The organism is Nocardioides sp. cx-169 (assembly GCF_021083605.1).
Classification (GTDB): domain Bacteria; phylum Actinomycetota; class Actinomycetes; order Propionibacteriales; family Nocardioidaceae; genus Nocardioides.
The window spans coordinates 44,349-65,113 of the sequence record NZ_JAJNRO010000019.1; the positions used below are offsets into that span (position 1 = coordinate 44,349).

Annotated in this window: 17 protein-coding genes; 14 read left to right on the top strand and 3 right to left on the bottom strand. The window is 69.4% G+C overall.

The genetic code is table 11. The features are described from left to right. Positions 1 to 55: 55 nt before the first annotated feature. The 10 genes from LRP67_RS20450 to LRP67_RS20495 are packed head-to-tail and all read left to right on the top strand — an operon-like array spanning position 56 to position 12,293. A complete protein-coding gene (locus LRP67_RS20450; protein WP_231272038.1) occupies positions 56 to 1,339 on the top strand; it encodes a toxic anion resistance protein in 1,284 nt (427 codons plus the stop codon). After that, a complete protein-coding gene (locus LRP67_RS20455; RefSeq protein ID WP_231272040.1) occupies positions 1,336 to 1,866 on the top strand; it encodes a hypothetical protein in 531 nt (176 codons plus the stop codon). Before LRP67_RS20450 ends, LRP67_RS20455 begins: the two co-directional genes overlap by 4 nt. Continuing rightward, positions 1,859 to 3,388, top strand: coding sequence for an AAA family ATPase (locus tag LRP67_RS20460; RefSeq protein ID WP_231272042.1), 1,530 nt, complete (start codon positions 1,859 to 1,861; stop codon positions 3,386 to 3,388). Before LRP67_RS20455 ends, LRP67_RS20460 begins: the two co-directional genes overlap by 8 nt. Next, positions 3,385 to 4,689: a hypothetical protein gene (locus LRP67_RS20465; protein ID WP_231272044.1), complete on the top strand. Its 1,305-nt coding sequence runs from the start codon at positions 3,385 to 3,387 to the stop codon at positions 4,687 to 4,689. Before LRP67_RS20460 ends, LRP67_RS20465 begins: the two co-directional genes overlap by 4 nt. After that, complete coding sequence (locus LRP67_RS20470) at positions 4,686 to 5,669, top strand: glutamate ABC transporter substrate-binding protein (protein WP_231272045.1); 984 nt, start codon at positions 4,686 to 4,688, stop codon at positions 5,667 to 5,669. Before LRP67_RS20465 ends, LRP67_RS20470 begins: the two co-directional genes overlap by 4 nt. Continuing rightward, positions 5,666 to 6,796 carry a hypothetical protein gene (locus tag LRP67_RS20475; RefSeq protein WP_308189801.1) on the top strand — a complete coding sequence of 377 codons (1,131 nt, stop codon included), beginning with the start codon at positions 5,666 to 5,668 and terminating at the stop codon, positions 6,794 to 6,796. The genes LRP67_RS20470 and LRP67_RS20475 overlap by 4 nt, the downstream gene beginning before the upstream one ends. Next, the gene (locus LRP67_RS20480) at positions 6,793 to 9,150 is read left to right on the top strand and encodes a serine/threonine-protein kinase (protein ID WP_231272047.1); all 2,358 of its coding nucleotides are present in this window, start codon (positions 6,793 to 6,795) and stop codon (positions 9,148 to 9,150) included. The genes LRP67_RS20475 and LRP67_RS20480 overlap by 4 nt, the downstream gene beginning before the upstream one ends. Then, the gene (locus LRP67_RS20485; RefSeq protein WP_231272049.1) at positions 9,147 to 10,307 is read left to right on the top strand and encodes a PP2C family serine/threonine-protein phosphatase; all 1,161 of its coding nucleotides are present in this window, start codon (positions 9,147 to 9,149) and stop codon (positions 10,305 to 10,307) included. The genes LRP67_RS20480 and LRP67_RS20485 overlap by 4 nt, the downstream gene beginning before the upstream one ends. After that, positions 10,300 to 11,577, top strand: coding sequence for a VWA domain-containing protein (locus tag LRP67_RS20490; RefSeq protein WP_231272051.1), 1,278 nt, complete (start codon positions 10,300 to 10,302; stop codon positions 11,575 to 11,577). The genes LRP67_RS20485 and LRP67_RS20490 overlap by 8 nt, the downstream gene beginning before the upstream one ends. Further along, positions 11,574 to 12,293 (top strand): FHA domain-containing protein, encoded by a 720-nt coding sequence (locus LRP67_RS20495; RefSeq protein ID WP_231272053.1) that lies wholly within the window; start codon positions 11,574 to 11,576, stop codon positions 12,291 to 12,293. The genes LRP67_RS20490 and LRP67_RS20495 overlap by 4 nt, the downstream gene beginning before the upstream one ends. A 443-nt stretch (positions 12,294 to 12,736) precedes the next feature. Here the strand turns inward: LRP67_RS20495 and LRP67_RS20500 are convergent, their stop codons facing one another. The 3 genes from LRP67_RS20500 to LRP67_RS20510 all read right to left on the bottom strand — a co-directional run bounded on the left by LRP67_RS20500 (position 12,737) and on the right by LRP67_RS20510 (position 15,660). Next, a complete protein-coding gene (locus LRP67_RS20500) occupies positions 12,737 to 13,711 on the bottom strand; it encodes a hypothetical protein (RefSeq protein ID WP_231272055.1) in 975 nt (324 codons plus the stop codon). 387 nt (positions 13,712 to 14,098) lie between these two features. Next, entirely contained in the window at positions 14,099 to 14,827 is a 729-nt protein-coding gene (locus tag LRP67_RS20505; RefSeq protein ID WP_308189803.1) for a GntR family transcriptional regulator, read from the bottom strand. Positions 14,828 to 14,832: 5 nt separating this feature from the next. After that, positions 14,833 to 15,660, bottom strand: coding sequence for an enoyl-CoA hydratase/isomerase family protein (locus tag LRP67_RS20510; protein ID WP_231272059.1), 828 nt, complete (start codon positions 15,658 to 15,660; stop codon positions 14,833 to 14,835). Positions 15,661 to 15,773: 113 nt separating this feature from the next. On the opposite strand from LRP67_RS20510, the gene LRP67_RS20515 reads away from it, so the two are divergent. From LRP67_RS20515 to LRP67_RS20530, 4 genes are read left to right on the top strand one after another with little or no spacing between them, the layout of a single operon-like run. Continuing rightward, a complete protein-coding gene (locus LRP67_RS20515; RefSeq protein WP_231272061.1) occupies positions 15,774 to 17,036 on the top strand; it encodes a CaiB/BaiF CoA-transferase family protein in 1,263 nt (420 codons plus the stop codon). Continuing rightward, the gene (gene meaB, locus LRP67_RS20520; RefSeq protein WP_269211895.1) at positions 17,029 to 17,964 is read left to right on the top strand and encodes a methylmalonyl Co-A mutase-associated GTPase MeaB; all 936 of its coding nucleotides are present in this window, start codon (positions 17,029 to 17,031) and stop codon (positions 17,962 to 17,964) included. The genes LRP67_RS20515 and meaB overlap by 8 nt, the downstream gene beginning before the upstream one ends. A 22-nt stretch (positions 17,965 to 17,986) precedes the next feature. Then, positions 17,987 to 19,576, top strand: a complete 1,590-nt coding sequence (locus LRP67_RS20525; protein WP_231272064.1) for a methylmalonyl-CoA mutase family protein — start codon at positions 17,987 to 17,989, stop codon at positions 19,574 to 19,576. Then, positions 19,576 to 20,001 (top strand): cobalamin B12-binding domain-containing protein, encoded by a 426-nt coding sequence (locus LRP67_RS20530; protein WP_231272066.1) that lies wholly within the window; start codon positions 19,576 to 19,578, stop codon positions 19,999 to 20,001. Before LRP67_RS20525 ends, LRP67_RS20530 begins: the two co-directional genes overlap by 1 nt. Positions 20,002 to 20,765 lie beyond the last annotated feature (764 nt).

Genomic DNA, 20,765 nt, shown 5'->3' on the forward strand with positions numbered 1-20,765 from the left:
CCATGCCGACCGACATCTGAGCATCGCCCTCGGCGGGCATGCCAGACTCTGGCCCATGCGGCTCGCAGAGCCCCCCGACGTCGCCCTGGAGATGCTCATGACCAACCCCACCGGAGAACCCCAGGCCGCGGCCGCCGTCGCTCCGCTGGCCCCGCCCGACCAGGCGCTGACCCTCACCGCCCCCGAGGCCCCGGCGCTGGTGGTCGAGACGCAGGCGCCCAAGATGGCGCCGCAGGTCTCGCCCGAGGCGATCCCCGATCTCGACGGCAAGGTCGACTCCTTCATGACCGCGCTCACGAGCACGACCGCGCGCAGCCCGGAGTTCGCCGCGCAGGCCGAGAGCGTGCGCACCATGGGCGACGCCGACATCCGCAAGGCCGCCGAGACCTCCAACCGGATGCTCAACCAGCCGGTCCGCGCCCTCAAGGAGGGCGGGCTCTCCCAGGGCTCGCAGGTCGGCCAGACCCTGCTCGAGCTGCGCCGCACGATCGAGGACCTCGACCCGAGCGAGGCCAAGGGCGCTCGCAAGTTCATGGACTGGCTGCCGTTCGGCGACAAGGTGGAGGACTACTTCCGCAAGTACCAGTCCAGCCAGACCCAGCTCAACGGCATCCTGCACAGCCTGCGCAACGGCCAGGACGAGCTGACCAAGGACAACGTCGCGCTCAACCTGGAGAAGACCAACCTGTGGTCGGTCATGGGCCGGCTCAACCAGTACGTCTACGTCGCCGAGCGCCTCGACGCCAAGCTGTCGGCCAAGATCGCCGAGCTCGAGCTGTCCGACCCCGAGGCGGCCAAGGCGCTGTCGCAGGACGTCCTGTTCTACGTGCGCCAGAAGCACCAGGACCTGCTCACCCAGCTCGCGGTGTCGATCCAGAGCTACCTCGCGATCGACATCATCATCAAGAACAACGTCGAGCTCATCAAGGGCGTCGACCGGGCCTCCACGACCACCGTCTCCGCGCTGCGCACGGCGGTCATCGTGGCGCAGGCGCTGGGCAACCAGAAGCTGGTGCTCGATCAGATCACGGCGCTCAACACCACGACGTCCGGGATGATCCAGCGCACCTCGGAGATGCTGCGCGAGAACAGCGCGGCGATCCAGGAGCAGGCCGCCTCCTCGACGATCGGCATGGAGCAGTTGCAGGCGGCGTTCGCCAACATCTACGCGACCATGGACTCGATCGACGACTTCAAGCTCAAGGCGCTCGACTCCATGTCGGCCACCATCGGCGTGCTCGAGGGCGAGGTCGTGAAGTCGCGCGAGTACCTCGAGCGGGTGCAGTCCCACGACGCGCGCAACTCGGCGGGCACGCTGGACCTGACCGACGTACGTTGAGCCTCAGGTCGTGGCTGAAGAGACGGCGCGCACCGGACGACGCGGCTGCGCCGGCGGTGCCGGCCGCACCGACGGAGCAGGACATCCTGGCGTCGCTGAACCGGGTCAACGCGATGCTCACCGAGGGCAACGCGCCGCCGGTGGTGACCTCGCGCGTCATCCGGATCGCGCGGACGATCAACGACACCCTGCCCCGGCTGCGCCACCTCGGGCTGGGCAGCATGGAGAGCTACTCGGTCGTGGCGACCGCGACCGACTACCTGCCCGAGGCCGTCGGCGGCTACCTCAGGCTGCCGCGCGAGTGGGCCGACACCCGGCCGATCCACGGCTACAAAACCTCGCTGATGGTGCTCATCGACCAGCTCGAGCTGCTCGGCTCGACGATGGACAAGATCTTCGACGCGGCGAACCGCGCGGACGCCCAGGCGCTGCTGGCGCACGGCATGTTCCTCGAGAGCAGGTTCGGCCACTCCGGTGGCACCGACATGACACTGGGCTCACCGGATGGGGGATCCCCCGATGACTGACGCGCTGTCCCTGACCGCCGCCCTCGACGCCCTGGCCGCCGCGGCCGCCACCGCCGGCGTCGACGCGGCCACCGCCCGCCGCGAGGGGGAGTGCCTGGCCGCGACGATCGCCGAGCCCGCGCGCGGCGCCTTCGTGGACTGGTCCGCGGCGACCGGGCGCGAGCGCTCGTCGGAGGACTTCATGGACGCCGCCTCGCGCGGGCGGCGCTACCGCTCCGCCCCCACGCCGACCATGAGCGAGCTCTCGCTGTCCGGTTCGGCCCACGCGCCGGCGTACGCCAAGGCGCTCTCGGACGTGGCGCTGGCCGCGGCGACCCTCGGCGAGGAGAACCCGCGCACCGTCGGCAACGCCGCCACCGCGGCCGCAGCCCAGCTCGGCGAGACCCGCCCGGCGCCCACCCTGGATCTGCCGCCGGCGCGCGAGCCGGTGCCCGGCGTCGGCGACCACTTCCTCGCGCAGATGATGGACCAGCTCACGACGGTGCAGCGCAAGCTGGCGGACCTGGACCTGCAGCAGGCCGGCGCGCGACCCGAGCCCTCCCCGCCGGTGGCGGCGGCTCCGCCAACTGCCCCGGCCGAGCCGGCCGCGGAGCCCGAGCCCGAGCCAGAGCCCGAGCCCAAGACCGTCGAGGAGCTGCTGGCCGAGCTCGACGAGCTGGTCGGGCTGACCGAGGTGAAGGCCGAGATCCACCGGCAGGCGGCGATCCTGCGGGTGGAGGGGCTGCGCAAGGAGGCGGGGCTGTCCTCGCCGACGATCACCCGGCACATGATCTTCAACGGCAACCCCGGCACCGGCAAGACCACGGTGGCCCGGCTCGTGGCCGGCATCTACCGCGCCCTTGGGCTGCTGTCGAAGGGGCAGCTGGTCGAGGTCGACCGCTCCGAGCTGGTCGCGGGCTACCTCGGCCAGACCGCCATGAAGACAGCCGAGGTCGTGGCGTCGGCGGAGGGCGGGGTGCTGTTCATCGACGAGGCCTACTCGCTCGCTGGCGACCAGTACGGCCAGGAGGCCATCGACACCCTGGTCAAGGAGATGGAGGACAAGCGCGACGACCTGGTCGTGATCGTGGCCGGGTACCCGGTCCCGATGGCGGTCTTCATCTCCCAGAACCCCGGCCTCGAGAGCCGCTTCCGCACCCAGATCGACTTCGCCGACTACACCGACGACGAGCTGACGAGGATCTTCGGCGTGATGGCGGGTGCCGCGGAGTACGACGTGGACGACGCGGTCCTCGACCGGCTGCGCGAGCTGCTCGGCGCGGTCGAGCGCGGATCCAGCTTCGGCAACGCGCGCTACGTCCGCAACGTCCTGGAGGCCGCGATCGGGCGCCACGCCTGGCGGCTGCGCGAGATCGAGACGCCGACGCTCGAGGAGCTGCGCACGCTGCACGCCGACGACCTGGACCAGGCCGTGCCCTTCGAGACGCCTCGTCCCTCGGCTCCTCAGGAACCACCCGACGGGCCGGCCGAGGCCGTCGCCTGGCCCGAGGACGCCGCCCCGACCGAGGAGGAGCCCGCATGACCCAGACCACCCAGGGCCAGCCGGTCCCTCCGGCGGCGCCCGCCGCGGCACCGCCGGCGGGCGCGGTCGCGACCCGCAGCCGGACGCAGGCCGCCCTCGCCGGGCAGCCGGCCCCCGCGAGCGAGGACACCCCGCACCTGCTCAACCGGCTGCAGGCACTGGCGGTCGCGACCTGCGTGGCCTTCGGCCTGATGGCCGCGCTGCTGCAGCTGCTCGCCTGGCAGGCGACCGGCCGCGCCGCCGACAACACCGAGCAGGTGGTGCGGGTCCAGCAGATCCAGTCCTCGCTGTTCCGCGCCGACGCGCTCGCCACCAACGCCTTCCTCGTGGGCGGCCTGGAGGACGCCGAGCAGCGCGCCGAGTACGACGACGCGATCGACCAGGCGCTGCGCGGGATCGCCGCCGCCGCGGAGGCCCAGCCGGCCGACCGCACCGTGCTGGCCGAGCTCAACACCGAGGTGGCGGCCTACGCGTCGGGCATCACGCAGGCCCGTGACAACAACCGGCAGGGCTTCCCGATCGGGACGCAGTACCTCCGGGAGACCGGCGCCGGCCTGCGCGCCGACGCCGTGCCGATCCTGCAGGCGCTCGTGGACGCCAACACCGAGCGCGCCGACGAGGAGATGGACGGCCAGAACACCCTGCCGCTCTTCCTGGTCGGCCTCGCCGCCGTGGCGGTGCTGTGGTGGGTCAACCGGGAGCTGGCCAAGCGCTTCCGCCGACGCCTCAACGTCGGCGTGGCCGTGGCGGCGGCGGCCATCACGGTGGTGACGCTGATCGCGGTCGTGGTGAGCGCCGGCACCTCCAGCAAGCACGACACGATCCGCGACGGCAGCCTCACCCGGGCGATCGACGAGTCGGCCGCCCGGACCGCGGCCAACGACGCCAAGGCCGAGGAGAGCCTGCGCCTGATCGCCCGCGGCTCCGGCGCCGCCGCCGAGCCGCGCTGGCAGGAGCGGGCCGCCGACGTACGGCGCGACGCCTCCCCCGAGACGTGGCTCCTGTGGAAGGACTACGAGGAGCTGCACGAGGGCGTGGTGGCGCGCGACGACGAAGGCGACTGGAACGCCGCCGTCGACCTCGCCACCGACACCGAGCCCGGGAGCGCCAGCGCCGCCCTCACCGCGTTCGACCAGGCGTCGCAGGAGGTCGTGGCCGAGGCGGCCGACGATACCTCCGACAGCCTCCGGTCGGGAGGCATCACCGCCTGGATGCTCATGGTCGTCAGCCTGCTGGTGGGCCTCGCGTCCGCGGGGGCCGTCGCCTGGGGAGTCGGGCAGCGGCGAAAGGAGTACGCATGAGCAGGCGCGCACGTCCCCTGGCCGCGCTCGCGGCCCTCGCCCTGCTGCTCTCCGGCTGCGGTGGCTACGACGACACGCAGGTCCGGAGCGAGCCGCCCGGCACGGCCGCGCCGCCACCGGCGGCGGTCACGCCGCCGGGATGCCTCACCGACGAGAACCCGACCCGCTCCTATGAGCCCACGGGGGCGCTGCCGGCGCCGGGCGACCTCCCGGCCGGGAGCGCGATGGCCGAGATCCGCGAGCGCGGTCGGCTGGTCGCGGGCGTCTCCGCCGACACCTACCTGCTGGCCTCCAACAACCCGTTCTCCGGCCAGATCGAGGGCTTCGACATCGACATGGTCGAGCAGGTCGCCCAGGCGATCTTCGGCGACCGGTCGGCGTACGAGCTCAAGGTCATCAGCGCCGCCGACCGGCTGACGTCGCTGCAGGAGCGCGAGGTGGACATCGTCGTGCGCAACATGACGATCAACTGCGTCCGCTGGCAGGACATCGCGTTCTCCGCGGAGTACTACCGCTCCGGGCAGAAGATCCTGGTGCGCCAGGACCTGGCCGACGAGGGGATCGACTCGCTGCGCGAGCTGTCGGGGGTCACCGTCTGCGCGCCGAGCGGCACCTCGAGCCTGGACAACATCAGGGAGCTCGCGCCCGGCGCGTTCATCGAGGAGGCCGCCAACCACACCGGCTGCCTGGCGCTCTTCCAGCAGGGCGCGGTCGACGCGATCACCGGCGACGACACCGTGCTGGCGGGGCTGGCCGCCCAGGACCCGTACGCGGTCGTGCCCGAGCAGAAGGCGTTCACCGCGGAGCCGTACGGCATCGGCATCCACGAGGACGACGTGGACCTGGTGCGGTTCGTCAACGGGGTGCTGGAGCGGATGCGGGCCGACGGCAGCTGGCAGGCCAGCTACGACCGCTGGCTCGCGCCGACGCTCGGCAAGGGCGGCGTCCAGCCGACGCCGGTCTACGGCAGGGTCCCGTGACGCTGACCGCGCCCCCGGCCCCCGGGGGGATCGGCCAGGCGCCGGAGCCGGCCGCGCTGCAGGCCTACCTGGGCGACCTGGAGGCCTGGGTCCGCGGCCGGCGCGCGGAGCTCGACGAGCTGGACCAGGCGGCGCTCGCGGCCGACCGCGGCGCCGACGTCGCCTCCGACATGGCGCTCTCGCTGGCGCTGTGGAAGGCCGTCTCCGACCGCTACCAGCTGGTGTTCGCGACCTGGGACGGTGGCCGGGTGCTGCAGGCCGAGCGCGAGCGGATCTCCACCCTGGTCTGGGGGCGGCTGGACGGCGCCAGCTCGCTGCCCGGTGGCTTGGTGGTCTCGCTGCCCGAGGCCTGCCGCCTCTCCGACGCGCTGGCCGGACAGCTGCGCACCCGGCTCGCACTGGTTCCGGGCGCCGACGCGGCCGCCGCCCGGATCAAGGACCTGCGCGCGCAGTGCGAGCGGCTGCGCGACCAGGTGGCGCTGGAGCCGGCCACGGGCCGCGACGCCGCCGTCCGCGAGCTCGCCGGGCTGATGAGCCGCCTGGAGGTCGTCGCCGACAAGGCGCAGCGGGGCGCCGACGTCGGGGGGCTGCTCGGCCCGCTCGAGATCGACGCCACCCGCTTCGAGCGCGACCTGATCGTCGGCAACGCGCGCCGCCGCGAGGCGCGCGGCCAGGTCCAGCAGGCCCGTGAGCTGCGTGCCGACCTGGAGGCCCGCGAGGCTGCGCTCGCCCACCTGGCCGAGACCTGCGTGCGCACCGTCGACCCGGCGCCCCGCTACGCCGTGCCCGACGTCGACGCCCTCGGCCCGATCCCCAACACCCCCGAGCAGATCGGGCCGTACCTGGCCCGCCTGGACCGGGTCGGTCAGGCGATGAGCCTGGCACAGGAGCGGTACGCCGCCGCGCTGGCCGAGCGCGACGACCTGGTCGCCCTGCTCGACGCCTACACCGCGAAGGCCCGTGCGCTGGGCGTCGCCGAGCACGACGACCTGCGCGACAGCGAGCGCCTGGCCCGCCAGGTCCTCGCCCGCGAGCCCGCACCGATGGCGGTCTCCCGCCAGCTCGTCTCGACCTACCAGGCATGGCTCACCCAGGCCCAGTCCGCCCACCAGCAGGAGACCGCATGAGCACCTGCACCCAGCCCGGTTGCACGGGCACCATCGCCGACGGCTACTGCGACGTCTGCGGCATGGCCGCTGCCCCGGGCGCCTCCGCGGCGGCCGCCGTCTCGACCGGGACCCCGACTCCCGCCGCGCCGGCGGCCCCGAGCGCGCCCGTCGCCGACGGCTCGCCCTGCGGCCAGCCGGGCTGCCAGGGGACCGTCACCGACGGCTACTGCGACACCTGCGGCATGGCCGGCACCAGCGCCGCCCCGGCCGCCTTCGACGCCGACGCCGCGGTCTCCGCGCGCACGTCCTCCACGCAGATCGAGTCCGCAGCCATCGGCTCGCGCCGCGCCGCCGGCACCGCCTCCACCCACCGCACCCGCGCGGGGTCGCAGCGGATGCGCGCCGCCCGGCTGGGCGCGGGCCTGACCGTCGTACCTCCGGCGCCGCCGGTCGACGCCAGCAAGGCGATCCACCCCGACCCGTCCGTGCCCGAGGACAAGCGGGTCTGCTCCAAGTGCGGCACCGAGATCGGTCGCTCCCGTGACGGCCGGCCCGGCCGCAGCGAGGGCTTCTGCCCGCAGTGCGGCCAGGAGTTCTCGTTCTCGCCCAAGCTGCAGAACGGTGACCTGGTGGGCGGGCAGTACGAGGTCGCGGGGGCGATCGCCCACGGGGGCCTGGGCTGGATCTACCTCGCGAAGGACCGCAACGTCTCCGACCGGTGGGTCGTGCTCAAGGGTCTGCTCAACTCCGGCGACCCCGACGCGCTGGCCGCGGCCATCGCCGAGCAGCAGTTCCTCGCCCAGGTCGAGCACCCCCTGATCGTCGAGATCTACAACTTCGTCACCCACGAGGGTGCCGGCTACATCGTCATGGAGTACGTCGGCGGCAAGTCGCTCAAGCAGATCCTCAAGCAGCGGATGAAGGACAACCACGGCGCCTACGACCCGCTCCCGGTCGACCAGGCGCTGGCCTACCTGCTCGAGGTGCTCCCGGCGTTCCAGTACCTGCACGACCTCGGGCTCGTCTACTGCGACTTCAAGCCCGACAACCTGATCCAGGTGGGCGACGCGGTCAAGCTCATCGACCTCGGCGGCGTGCGTCGGATCGATGACCAGGAGTCGGCGATCTACGGCACCGTCGGCTACCAGGCCCCGGAGGTCGCCGAGGTCGGGCCGAGCGTCGCCTCCGACATCTACACGATCGGGCGCACCCTGGTCGTGCTGTGCATGGAGTTCCGTGGCTACCAGGGCACCTACCTGCACACGCTGCCCCCGCCGGAGTCCACGCCTCTCTTCGCCGAGCACGACTCGCTCTACTGGCTGATCGCCAAGTGCTGCGCCACCGATCCGGCCGACCGGTTCGCGTCGGCCGACGAGCTGCGCATCCAGCTGCTCGGGGTACTCCGCGAGGTGGTCGCGGCCCGCACCAGGGGCACCGCCCTGACCTCCGCGGCCTCGGTGCTCTTCGAGTCGCCCGCGACCTCGGCGTCCGCTCTCGAGTGGTCGCACCTGCCCGAGCTGCGGGTGGACACCACCGACGCGCAGTACTCCTGGCTCTCCGGCATCGGCGCGGAGGACCCGCGGCAGCGGCTCGAGGACCTGGAGGCGGCGCCGGAGCAGACCGCCGAGGTGTGGCTGGCCCGCGCGCAGGCGGCCCTCGAGCTCGACCAGCCGGCGCAGGCCCGGGGCTACGCCGCCGACCTCCTCGCCCAGGACCCCTGGGAGTGGCGCGCACTGTGGATGGACGGGCTGGCCGCACTGCAGCTGCAGGACTGGGACAGCGCCGCGGCGTCGTTCAACGCGGTCTACCAGCAGGTGCCCGGCGAGCTCGCCCCCAAGCTGGCGCTGGCGCTGGCCTGCGAGCGGGGCGGTCAGGGCGACGTGGCGGAGCGGCTCTACGCCACCTGCGCCGCCACGGACGCGACGTACGTCGCGCCTGCGTCGTTCGGCATGGCGCGCGTGCGCGCACAGCGCCAGGACGCGCAGGGTGCCGTGGCGGCGCTGGACATGGTGCCCAAGACCAGCCGGGGCTACCCCGAGAGCCGCCAGCTGCGCGCCGACGTGCTCCTCTCGGGCGGGGCCACCGACCTCGCACTGCTCGACCAGGCCATGCGCTCGATCGAGTCGGTGCCGATGGACCCGCGCACCCGGGAGACCTACACGGTGCGGATCCTCGAGCAGGCGCTCGACGTGGTGCTGCGGGGCGCGCCGCACCCGGATGCGAGGGTAGGCGCTCACCCGGCCACCGAGCCGGGGCTGCGGGACGCGCTGGAGCGCTCCTACCGCGCCCTGGCCCGCGACGCCACCGAGCTGCGACAGCGCGTCGAGCTCGTCAACCAGGCCAACGCCGTACGGATGTGGACGCTGACATGACCGATGCCCCCTGCCCCTCCTGCGGATCCGCGATGCCCGCGGGCACGCTCTTCTGCGAGGACTGCGGCGCCTCGCTAGGTGCCGCGCCCGTTGCCGAGGGCGCGCGCCCGGTGTCGCTGCAGGGCGCCGTGGCGCCCGGCGCGAGCACCCCGATCGACGACGTGGCGCCGATCAGCGCCGCCACCCACGCCACCGGTGGGGCACCCGTGGCGACCGCGCCGGCTCGGATCCCGTGCCGCAGCTGCGGCGGTGTGGTCGGGCCTGACGGCTACTGCGAGCAGTGCGGCACCAAGGCCCCGAGCGAGCGCGACCACTTCCGTGAGGCGCCTGCCGACTGGGTCGCGGGGGTCTGCGACCGCGGCATCCGCCACAGTCGCAACGAGGACGCCATGGCGCTGCTGGCCTCGCCGACCCCGGGGGAGCGCGCGGTGCTCCTGGTGCTGGACGGCGTCTCCAACACCGACGACTCCCACCTGGCCTCGCTGGCCGGCGCCCGCGCCGCGCGCGAGGTGCTGCGCACCCCGCTGCCCCAGGGGATGGGCACGCCGGAGAGCCGGCTCGCCGCCGTGACCAAGGTCTTCAGCGAGGCGGTCCTGGCCGCCAACGAGGCCGTCGTCGCCACGACTCCCGCCGGCTCGCCCAGTCCACCGTCGGCGACGTTCGTGTGCGTGGTCGTCGAGGGCTCGATGCTGTCGTTCGCCAACGTCGGCGACTCGCGCGCCTACTGGCTGCCCGACGGCGCCCCCGGCGTCCAGCTCTCCGTCGACGACTCCGTGGCCCAGCAGCTGATCGCGGCGGGCACGCCGCGCCAGCAGGCCGAGACCTCGGCCCAGGCACACGCGATCACCAAGTGGCTCGGCCGCGACGCGCGCGACCTCACCCCGCGCGTCGGCCAGCTCCAGGTCGCGGGACCCGGCTGGGTGCTGGTCTGCTCCGACGGACTGTGGAACTACGCCTCGGAGGCCGACGCGCTGGCCGCCCAGGTCGCGGCCAGCGGGGCCACCGCTCCGGCGGATCTCGCGCTCGCGCTGACCGACTGGGCCAACGCCCAGGGCGGCATCGACAACATCACCGTCACGCTGGCACGACTGGACGGGCCCCCCGCGGGGCACAATGCTGCCCAGCCCGCCGTACCCCAGGAGGAGACCCATGGCTGAGTTCACCGCCGCCGTCTACCAGAACGAGTTCCTGCCCGACGGCGGGACGGACGTCAACGCGATCGTCACGGTCACATGCACGGGGGCCGGGACGGCCGGGCAGTCGGGCGGTGGCTCCGCCGGCGAGATCATCATCGTCGACACCTCCGGGTCCATGGGCCCGCAGACGATGGCCGCCGCCAAGCAGGCCGCTCAGGCCGCGATCGCCGAGATCGTCGACGGCACCTGGTTCGCCGTCGTCGCCGGCTCGGACCGCGCGATGCTGGCCTACCCGCAGGTGTCCACCGGGCCGGGCATGGTCCAGGCCGACGCGCGCACCCGCCAGGAGGCGGCCGCCGCGGTGGGCCGCTTCGTCGGCAGCGGCGGCACGGCGATCAGCACCTGGCTCGACCTGGCCGGCACCCTGTTCGCCTCGGTGCCCGAGGTGACCCAGCGGCACGCGATCCTGCTCACCGACGGCGAGAACCGCGAGCAGCCCGGCTCGCTCGACGCCGCGATCCGCCGGGCCACCGGCGTCTTCCAGTGCGACTGCCGCGGCGCGGGCACCGACTGGCAGGTCGAGGAGATCCGGCGCATCGCCCAGGCGCTGCTCGGCACCGTCGACATCATCCCGGAGCCCTCGCAGATGCAGGCGCAGTTCCAGGAGATGATGCGCACCTCCATGTCGCGCGGCGTCGCCGACGCGCAGCTGCGGCTGTGGACGCCGCAGGGCGCGCAGGTGCTGTTCGTCCGGCAGGTGTCGCCGACCGTCGAGGACCTCACCGACCGCCGCGTCGAGGTCAACCCGCTCACGGGCGCCTATCCCACCGGGGCCTGGGCCGACGAGTCGCGCGACTACCACGTCGCCGTCCGCGTGGCCGCCAAGGCGATCGGGCAGGAGCAGCTGGCCGCCCGCGTCCAGCTCGCGCTGGGCGACAACGTCGTGGCCCAGGCGCTGGTCAAGGCAACCTGGTCCAACAACTCCGAGCTCACCACGCGCATCGACCAGCAGGTCGCCCACTACACCGGGCAGACCGAGCTGGCCTCGATGATCCAGGAGGGGCTGGCGGCCAAGGCCGCGGGCGACGAGGCCACGGCCACGACCAAGCTCGGCCGCGCCGTCCAGCTGGCCGCGGAGACCGGCAACGACGAGGCCACCTCCAAGCTCCGCAAGGTCGTCGACATCACCGACGAGCATGAGGGCACCGTGCGGCTCAAGGCCGCGATCGCGAAGGCCGACGAGATGGCGCTCGACACCGCGTCGACCAAGACGACCCGGATCAAGAAGTGAGCGTCTGCCCGGCGGGCCACGACACCGCCGCCACCGACTACTGCGACGTGTGCGGGATCGTGATGCCCGCGGACGGGGCCGACGCGACCGGCACGCTCCCGGTGGTCGAGCCGGCCGCGCCGGACACGGCGGCGTGCCCGCACTGCTCGGCGGCCAACCCGCCCAACGCCCTGTTCTGCGAGGCCTGCGGCTACGACTTCACGACCGGGACGCTCCCGCGCCCGCTCAACCCGCTCGACGTGTCGTCCCCGTCCGCCCCGGCCCCTGCGGCCGCCGCGCCCGCCGCGGACGCCAACCCCGCGCCGGCGCCGGCGGACTCCTGGGTCGCGGAGGTCTGGATCGACCCCGACTGGTACGCCGACCAGAAGAGCACCGACCCGCTGCCCTCGCCCGGCCTGCCGACCGTCGTACCGCTGCGGCACACCTCGGTCCTCATTGGCAGGGCCTCGCGCAGCCGCAACATCACCCCCGACATCGACCTGTCCTCCGACAACGGCATCAGCCGCCGTCACGCGCAGCTCACCACCGACGGCACCCGCTGGTTCGTCGAGGACCTCGGCTCCTCCAACGGCACTTTCGTCGGCGACTCCGTCGGCCCGCTGCCCACAACGGCGATCCCCGTCGGGCAGAAGCAGGAGATTGCCCCCGACGACCGGGTCTACGTCGGCGCCTGGACCCGACTGGTCGTCCGGAGGGCGACCGACGGGGAGTTCTAACTGTTCCTGCCGGCCGGGAGGCCTCTAGGAAGCGCTGGTCATCGGCCATCCGCCGTGCGAAGTCCACCGCCTGGCGGGACGCCGCAAGAGGATGAGGGCTCTACCGAGCCCCGGCCCTGGTTCGCGATTTCACCGCCGCGACGCCGAGCCGGACTGGCCTCGTGGATTGCCCATACTCGCCCGGCTGATCTTTACCGCGCACTTCCCCGTCTGAACGGCTCGAAGGTTCCGGGCGATCCCCCATGGCGCTATCAACGGTTGTGCGGGACCACGACCAGGATGGGTCCCCACCATCGCCCCGTCCTCTGATGGAGCCAGTGCGTGGGTGGCACGCTTGGGATGGTGTCCCCGTGGACTTCGAGCAGCCGACAGCGGAGGCCACAAACACAACCATATGGAGCGCCGGAGAACGAAGGGTCAACCACTCACGACTCGATATCGGTTCAGCCGGTCGGAAGTGTGTCGCCCGGGACGAGCTTGGTCGTGAATCCCCACGCGACCCCCAGGCCCTCCTCGGCCGATGTCACGATCGTATCCATCGTCCTTGAAACGATGGGCAAGCCAATTCTCTGGAGGTGTCGCTCGACCCGATCTAGGTCGGCAACCTTCCAGGTCATGGCGTGATACTTGTCCGTCGAAAGACGGGTGGCGAGATCTTCTGCGGCCGGCGTGTCTTGGTCCGGCATCGCGTAATGGATGACTGCATCGGCCACTTGCACGTAGGGCCCGGCGATGCCACGAGCTTCGTCGCGACCTTCGTGGATGACCGTGCCCTTGAGCGCATCTACGGTGAGCGTCTTTGCGCGTTCCGGCTGCTTGGTGAGGATGACGTGATGTGAGAGGCGCTCGATGCCGAGGGGGTCGTCCTCAGACACCGGCGGCAACGTCCACTCCGGGTCCGACCGGTGGTCCATGGGCAGTCTCATCCAGGGGAGGAACTGATAGCGCAGCCCCATCTGGTCAGGCGGCAGATAGAACTGTCGAAGGTTGCCGCCCTGGTCCGTCGTGGGCGGCTCATCACCCTCTGCTGGAGTGCCGAACTGCGAAGTCATGGGGATCCCATGCGCCTTGAGAACTCTGTAGGTCGAGAAGATGTCGTCGCAGTACCAGCCAAGATTAAAGAGTGTGGCTTTCTCGACGGACTCGAAGTGCTGGACCCCGTCAGTCACATGCAGCGTGGGATCGACGCAGTCGATCAGGACTTCCGCGATGGGCGTGAACTTCGAGTAGCCCTTCGGCTGGTCGCTGCTTCGAGGCTCGCTGCCTGCAGGCATCACCTCGAGGAGCGTGCTCGGCCTGGAGAAGACCCGATCGAAGAACTCCTCCGACTCTTCGAGCGAGGTCACATGGATCGTCGGGTGGAACATCAACCGAACGGGGGGAGGGCTCGCATCTTCGCTCTGCGTTTCGCTGGACATGCTCAGTCCCTTTCAATCAAGTGCCTGTAGGCGGGCAAGCACCTGACGATATAATATCGTGCAGCGCGGGTGTCAACCCATTCCCTCATCGGGGCGATGCCAGCCGAGCTGGTGGCCAGGGAATCGATGCCATCTCCCTTGAGGATGCTCTCGCACACGTACCGGCCGGTGGACCTGGACCTGTCTCGCGTTGCCGTCGAGCGCCTAGGGGCGTCGCCCACCATGGCCATCGCACCTGGGCCGGCTCGACCCCATCGCCCCGCCAGGCAGGAGGGCCCGCGAGCGCCGAGGTCTCTCGAGGGCTGCCGCAAGCCACCGACTGGCCACTGAGAGGTCACCCGACAAGATTGACACCCGGGGTGCCCTGGAGCCCACTGATCGGCGGGTTCAGCTGTTCTGGTTGTTGAACAAACCTCGCTCTTCGAGGACTGCGATCAAAAGTCTGCCGGCCTCGTGGACGTGTTCCGAAGCGGCCTGGTCCGCGGCCTTGGCGTATCCCGCCGTCATGGCGGAGAGGATCATCCGGTGGGCGTTGACCGACAGAGCACCCCACTCGGGGATCTCGCTGTAGAGAGCGCCAGGGATGAAGCCCAGAGTCACGTTGAGCATGAACACGAGGCGCGGTGAGGCTGCGGCCTTGTTAATGACCCGATGAAACTCCGTGTTTGCCGAGGTGATGTCTGCGGGGTGCCCGGACTCCACGGCTGTCTCGTAGGCGGTCTCAAGCTCCGCGAGGGTCTTGAGAAACGGACCCGACCGGTTCTCGCAGGCTCGGCGCGTGAGCTCGCCGGCCAGGGCTGCGTGCTGCCAGTAGGTATCTTCCACGTCCTTGCGCGTCGTGCGTATGACACGGAAAGAGCGGTTCGGCGAAGCCTCGATCAAACCCTGCGAGGAAAGCTTCAGCAGAGCCTCTCGCACCGGCATGGTGCTGACGTCGAGCATCTTGGCCAGCTCGTCTTGGGTCATCCGCCTACCCGGCTCCAGCTCACCTACGAGAATCAAGTCCCGCAAGGTCGACGCGACGGTGTCCGCCAGACTGCGATGTTGAGAACGCAGGGGCCTGCGTCCGGCGAACGGCCCCTGGCTGTCTGGTCCCACACCGAGCCATCCTGCCACAGAGGTCAGCCTGGATCGCGGGTTGACGCGCCGTGGCTCGCGGTCACGGTCGCGGTCGCGGTAGTGATGGCGGGCCTGGCGGGGCGCAGGGCATCGACCGCAGTCCAGTGCGCGTCGCTGACCCAGGCTCGGGCGAAATGTGTCACGGCATTGGTCTCAAGGTCTGGACGTGCATGAGGTCGAGCGGCGTCGACGACGTCCTTGATCGATCGGACGAGGTCGACTGGCAGACTTGCGACCTTGTGCGCCAAGGCCCTCCAGGTGTCCTCGAAATCGCTTCGGGGACAGACCACGTCGAACAGTCCGTAGCCCTCCGCTGTCTTGGCCGAGATCGACTCGCCGGTCGCTATCAGCCGGATCGCACGCGAGCGCCCCACGACATCAACCAGCCTTTCCGCCCCGCCCCAGGCCGGCATGATCGACAATTTGGCCTGCGCGAACCCGATCTGCACGTCGTCGGCGGCCACCCGCATGTCCGCGGCCAGGGCAACCTCAGCGCCGCCGCCGACCGCGGATCCATTGATCGCGCCAATCACTGGTACAGGGAACGTGGCGAACCGGTCCAGCAGGCGGCGCATGGTTCTGGCCATTGACTCGGCACTCGCCACGTCTCGGATCGTGGCCAGGTCCTTCAGGTCGCCGCCTGAGACAAAGGCACGGTCGCCAGCACCGCGGAGTACGAGCACGCGCACGTCGTCCCTCGTCTCAAGTTGATCGAGACCGTGGCTCAATTCGGTCATGGTTTGCTGGGCGATGGCGTTACGTGCATGCGCTCGATCGATGGTGACAAGCGCAACACCGTCCTTTACTGCGATGGTCACATCGTCGCTCACAGGGTCCCCTATCGTAGATGCGCGACATCATATCGCAGCAACCGGTAGGGTCATCACGGTCGTCTGGCCACGTCGCGACGACGTAACCCATCGCTACCCGAGGAGCACCAGCCGTGAGCAAGAAGCGCAGCGTCGAGTCCCCTGATCCTGGAATGTTGCACGGGGTGCGCATCTTGGATCTGACGCACTTCTTGGCCGGCCCGTTCGCCACGATGACCCTCGCGGACCTTGGTGCGAACGTGATCAAGTTGGAGAATCCAGATCGCCCAGACGAGGCGCGAAGTGTCGGTCCTTACATGCAGCAGGGGCAATCGCTGTACTTCACCGCCCTGAACTCGGGGAAGCGCTCCCTGGCAGTCCGTTTCGGCAGTGAGTCAACCAGCGATGTGATCGCGCGCCTCGTTCGACATGTGGACGTGGTGGTCGACAATTATCGCCCTGGGGTTATGGGGCGCCTCGGACTCGATCACGCCACCCTGGCAGCCATCAACCCGAGCATCATCACCTGCTCCCTGACGGGTTTCGGGGAAACTGGTCCTCGATCAACCTCTCCCGCCTATGACTACACGGTGCAGGCGCTGACCGGGGTGATGAGCATGACCGGCGAGGAAGCCGGGCCCCCTGGTAAGGCCGGCGTCTCCTACGTGGACCACAGCGGTGGGCTCGTAGCGGGACTGGCGATCTGTGCCGCTTTGGTGGAGAGGGCTCGATCTGGACGTGGTAGGCATCTTGACGTCTCACTTCACGACGTGCAGATCTCCATGCTCAGCTACCTGGCGTCATGGCACCTCAATTCGGGGTATGTCCCTACACGTCTCGATCGCGGCGCACATCCTTCTCTGGTCCCGGCACAGAACTTCGAGGTGCTAGATGGCTGGGTCTCTGTATTCGTAGGAAATGACGGGATGTGGCGTCGATTTGCGGGAGCGTTTCCTGGGGCTGGACTCGACGCAGAGGAGTTTCAGACCAGCGGCGGACGCAACACGCACCGAGAGCAGGTGGTCGCCCTCATCGACCAGGTGCTGGGGACACTCAGCAAGGCCGACTGTGTCGAGATGCTGGCTGCCGCGGGTGTCCCGTGTGCTCCGATCAACAACCTTCACGAGGCGCTCGCAGATCCCCATGTGGCGGCGCGCGGCCTGGTCCGCGAGTTCGTGACTGCTCCGTACGGCACCTACCGCTCGGTCACCGGCCCTCTCCCCGCAGTCGGGCAACAGTGTGCAGTCCCCGCTCCGGTGATGGGTCAGGACACTCGCGCCGTCCTCCAGGAGATTGGCTTCAGCGGTGACGAGATCGCCGCTTTGGCCCAGCGGGGCGTCATCTATGAGGCAGGAGAGTCTGGAGCCATCGAGTCGGGCGGTGAGATCGATGTCTGAAGTAGCCCCCCCACCCGACCTCTGGCGGCAGGCGCGCGACGGTGATGTCCGAGCCCTGAGCAGGCTCCTGAGTATGACTGAGGAATCGACCGCAGGAGTTCCGCGCGAAGTGGGCAGCGCCATCGCCGACTCGATCGGCTCGACCGCCCGTGTCATTGGAGTGACCGGGCCGCCCGGAAGCGGCAAGTCCACCCTGACGAGCGCGCTCGTGTCACATTTTCGAGGCCTTGGTCTGCGAGTGGCGGTCCTGGCCGTCGATCCGTCAAGCCCGTTCGGGGGCGGAGCGCTGCTCGGTGATCGCATTCGCATGCTTGCACACACTGGCGACGATGGTGTCTTCATCCGTTCGATGGCATCAAGAGGTCATCTGGGTGGGCTGGCGGCGGCCAGCTTTACGAGTATCGCAGTGCTGATGAACACCGGCTTCGACGTGGTGCTGGTCGAAACTGTGGGCGTCGGTCAGAGTGAAGTGGAGGTTGCCGCGGCGTGCGACACCACGCTCGTCCTCTCAACGCCCGGGGCTGGCGACGGCATCCAAGCCGTGAAGGCGGGAATCCTGGAGGCAGCTGACGTGGTTATCGTCAACAAGGCGGACCTGCCAGGCGCCGATGTGGCGGTGCGTCAGTTTCGAGACGCGCTCGGGCTGTCACCCCTGGCGGCGTGGCGAACTCCCGTCGTTTCGTCTGTGGCGTCGAACTCCGCGGTGGATGACGTCGTCGCAGCCCTTGACGCTCACTGGGCATGGTTGTCAGCCGGCGATCTTGAGGAGGTGAGGCGCGCGCGAATGATGGACACGATCCGCGCGCTTGCAGTAGACGAGTTTCGGCGACACCTCAAGTTGAGCGAAGATATTGTTCTTCGCGTGTGTGCTGGAGAGATGACGGTTCCCGTCGCCGTTAGAAAAGCCGTGATGGCTTCCTTCGCGTGACATCTTGCGATATAATATCGAAGTGAGCGACGAACCCTGGCTGACCATGACCGACTCCGGGATCCCGGTTGAGCCGCACTATGCAGCGCGGCCAGACCCTTCGGACCTCCCGAATCCGGGCGAATTTCCTTTCACGCGAGGCAACTTTCAGGGTGGCTATCGCGATCGCCTCTGGACGTTCAGGCAGTACTCCGGCTTCGGGGCCGCTGAAGACTCAAACGCTCGTTACAAGTACCTGCTATCCCAGGGAGGGACTGGACTCTCGGTCGCATTGGACCTGCCCACACAGTGCGGCTACGACTCCGATGACGAAGACGTCCAAGGAGAAGTCGGACGTGTGGGGGTCGCCATCGACACGATGCGCGACATGGAGATCCTCTTTGACGGGATCGACCTCGGCTCCGTCAGCACCAGTTTCACGATTAACGGCACGGCAGCCATCATTCTGGCTATGTACGTAGCTGTTGGTGATCAGCAGGGGGTGCCGCGGGAGCAGCTGCGAGGAACCATCCAGAATGACGTGCTGAAGGAGTATGCATCGCGGGGCACGTGGATCTGGCCGCCGCGGCCATCCTTGCGACTGATCGCTGACACGATTGAGTTCTGTGCCGAATCGGTCCCGCGCTTCAATGCGATCTCTGTTGCCGGCGCGCATTTCCGCGACGCCGGCGCGAGCGCCGTCCAGGAGATGGCGTTCACCCTGCAAGACGGCGTGACCTACTGCGACGAGGTGCTCTCACGAGGGCGGATGACCATTGACCAGTTCGCGCCGCAGATCTCCTTCTTCTTCTACACTCATGGGGACTTCTTCGAGGAGATCGCCAAGTATCGGGCGGGAAGACGACGATGGGCCACGATTGTGCGCGAGCGCTACGGCGCAACTCTGGACAAGAGCTCGATGTTCCGCTTTGGCTGCGTCAGCGGCGGCGCTTCACTCCACGCCGCGCAGCCCCAGAACAACGTCGTGCGGGTGGCCTACGAGTCGATGGCGTCGGTTCTCGGCGGCGTCCAGTCGATGTTCACCGCGGCATGGGACGAGCCCTTTGCTCTGCCCACGGAGGAGTCAACGACCTTGGCGCTCAGAACGCAGCAGATCCTTGCCTATGAGACCGGTGTTGCTCGTGTCGCGGACCCGCTTGGCGGCTCCTACTACGTCGAAGAACTCACCGACGCTACCGAGCGAGAGATCGTCAAGATCATGAGCGAGCTCGAGGAGCGCGGCGGGATGGTCGTGTCGATTGAAGACGGTTTCATCCAGCGCCTCATCAGCGAGGGTGCCTACCGCATGCAACGAGACCTCGAAGCCGGAGTCCGCCCCGTCGTTGGCGTGAACGTCTTCCAGACTCCAGAACCACTCCCGGATACCGAAGCTTATGAAATGGACCCGAAGGCACTGAGCGCCCAACTGGAGCGCCTGGCACACGGGAAGCGCCTGCGCGATGATGGAGAGGTGACTCGCTGCTTGAAGGTGCTCCACGAAGCGGGACAGGCCGACGACGTCAACCTGATGCCGCTGCTCATCGAATGCGCCAAAGCCTATTGCACTGTCGGTGAGATGACGGACACACTCAAGGACGTCTGGGGCGAGTTCACTCAGCCGGTGGTGCTCTGATGAGCCGTCGGGTACTTGTGGCAAAGCCTGGGCTTGATGGCCATGACCGCGGAGCCAAGGTTGTCGCTCTCGCTCTGCGAGACGCGGGTTTCGAGGTTGTTTACACGGGGATTCGGCAACGACCCCGCGACATCGCCCGGATAGCAATGCAGGAAGACGTTGCGCTTGTGGGACTCAGCATCCTCAGTGGCGCTCATGTCAGCTTGTCGAAGGCGGTTCTCGACGAGCTGAATGCGTTGGGAGCCGCGGACATCAAGGTGATCGTCGGGGGAACGGTCCCTGGCAGGGACATCGCCCAGCTGACGGCGCTCGGCATCTCGGGTGTGTTTCCCACCGGCACCTCTCTCAACGACGTCGTAGCGGGCGTCGACACCCTGCTTCCACGCGGATCAGGAGCGCCCGACCCTCATCGGGTTGCCACCTGAGGGGCGAGGGCCAGTGATGGGTGACAAAGTCAGTTTGGAGACACTGCCCGAGCACACTCACGGGTACGCCTACGTCACAGCAGTCGACGACCTCGGCACCGAGACTGTGGTCACCCTCAGCTACCCGTCAGGTCAGGAGGTTTCGGTGGCGATGCCGTGGACTCTCCAGATCAGCCACGACCTGTGCCCGCCATCGTCGCCACACGTCCTGGCGGTTCAGGTCCGCTGCGTCTCGGGAGTGGAGTGCGTGGCTATCCGCCGCTCGCCATCGGGCCCGGAGCGGGTCCCCGTCGAGCTGCGCGAGGCCGTGGCCCTAGCCGCCTCCGGAGTCCACACGGTGTTCGTGACCTAGACGGATGATGTGACCGCCTCGGGCTGAGATGGCTGCGGGTCGGGGCCTCACTCACGATTCGTGGGTCACCGAGCAGGGGCCGCCCTCCTGGCCAATCCCACTGTGGGAGGCCCCGGTGTGCACCGAGGGGACTGCCCAGGCTCTGGTTGACACTCTGACGTGCCCCATGGGTTGGTCACCCGATTGGCTGATGAGTCGAGGGCCTTCTTGGAAGGCTGCGCATCGTGCCTCGTCCCTACCCACTGGAATTTCGTCAGCGAGCCGTAGCGCTCGTTCGTGCCGGCAAGCCTCGATGCGGTTCGTGTCCTACGGCGACCGCAAGGCCGTGGCGAAGGCGTTGAAGCCGATCTACACCGCGACCAGTGACAAGACCGCCCGTGAGGCATTCGACGCCTTCCACGACTCGAACTGG

Coding starts and splice junctions, on each gene's coding strand:
- LRP67_RS20530 (WP_231272066.1), top strand. CDS start 19,576: ATGAGCCGTCGGGTACTTGTGGCAAAGCCTGGGCTTGATGGCCATGAC.
- meaB (WP_269211895.1), top strand. CDS start 17,029: ATGTCTGAAGTAGCCCCCCCACCCGACCTCTGGCGGCAGGCGCGCGAC.
- LRP67_RS20480 (WP_231272047.1), top strand. CDS start 6,793: ATGAGCACCTGCACCCAGCCCGGTTGCACGGGCACCATCGCCGACGGC.
- LRP67_RS20490 (WP_231272051.1), top strand. CDS start 10,300: ATGGCTGAGTTCACCGCCGCCGTCTACCAGAACGAGTTCCTGCCCGAC.
- LRP67_RS20460 (WP_231272042.1), top strand. CDS start 1,859: ATGACTGACGCGCTGTCCCTGACCGCCGCCCTCGACGCCCTGGCCGCC.
- LRP67_RS20465 (WP_231272044.1), top strand. CDS start 3,385: ATGACCCAGACCACCCAGGGCCAGCCGGTCCCTCCGGCGGCGCCCGCC.
- LRP67_RS20450 (WP_231272038.1), top strand. CDS start 56: ATGCGGCTCGCAGAGCCCCCCGACGTCGCCCTGGAGATGCTCATGACC.
- LRP67_RS20485 (WP_231272049.1), top strand. CDS start 9,147: ATGACCGATGCCCCCTGCCCCTCCTGCGGATCCGCGATGCCCGCGGGC.
- LRP67_RS20500 (WP_231272055.1), bottom strand. CDS start 13,711: ATGTCCAGCGAAACGCAGAGCGAAGATGCGAGCCCTCCCCCCGTTCGG.
- LRP67_RS20470 (WP_231272045.1), top strand. CDS start 4,686: ATGAGCAGGCGCGCACGTCCCCTGGCCGCGCTCGCGGCCCTCGCCCTG.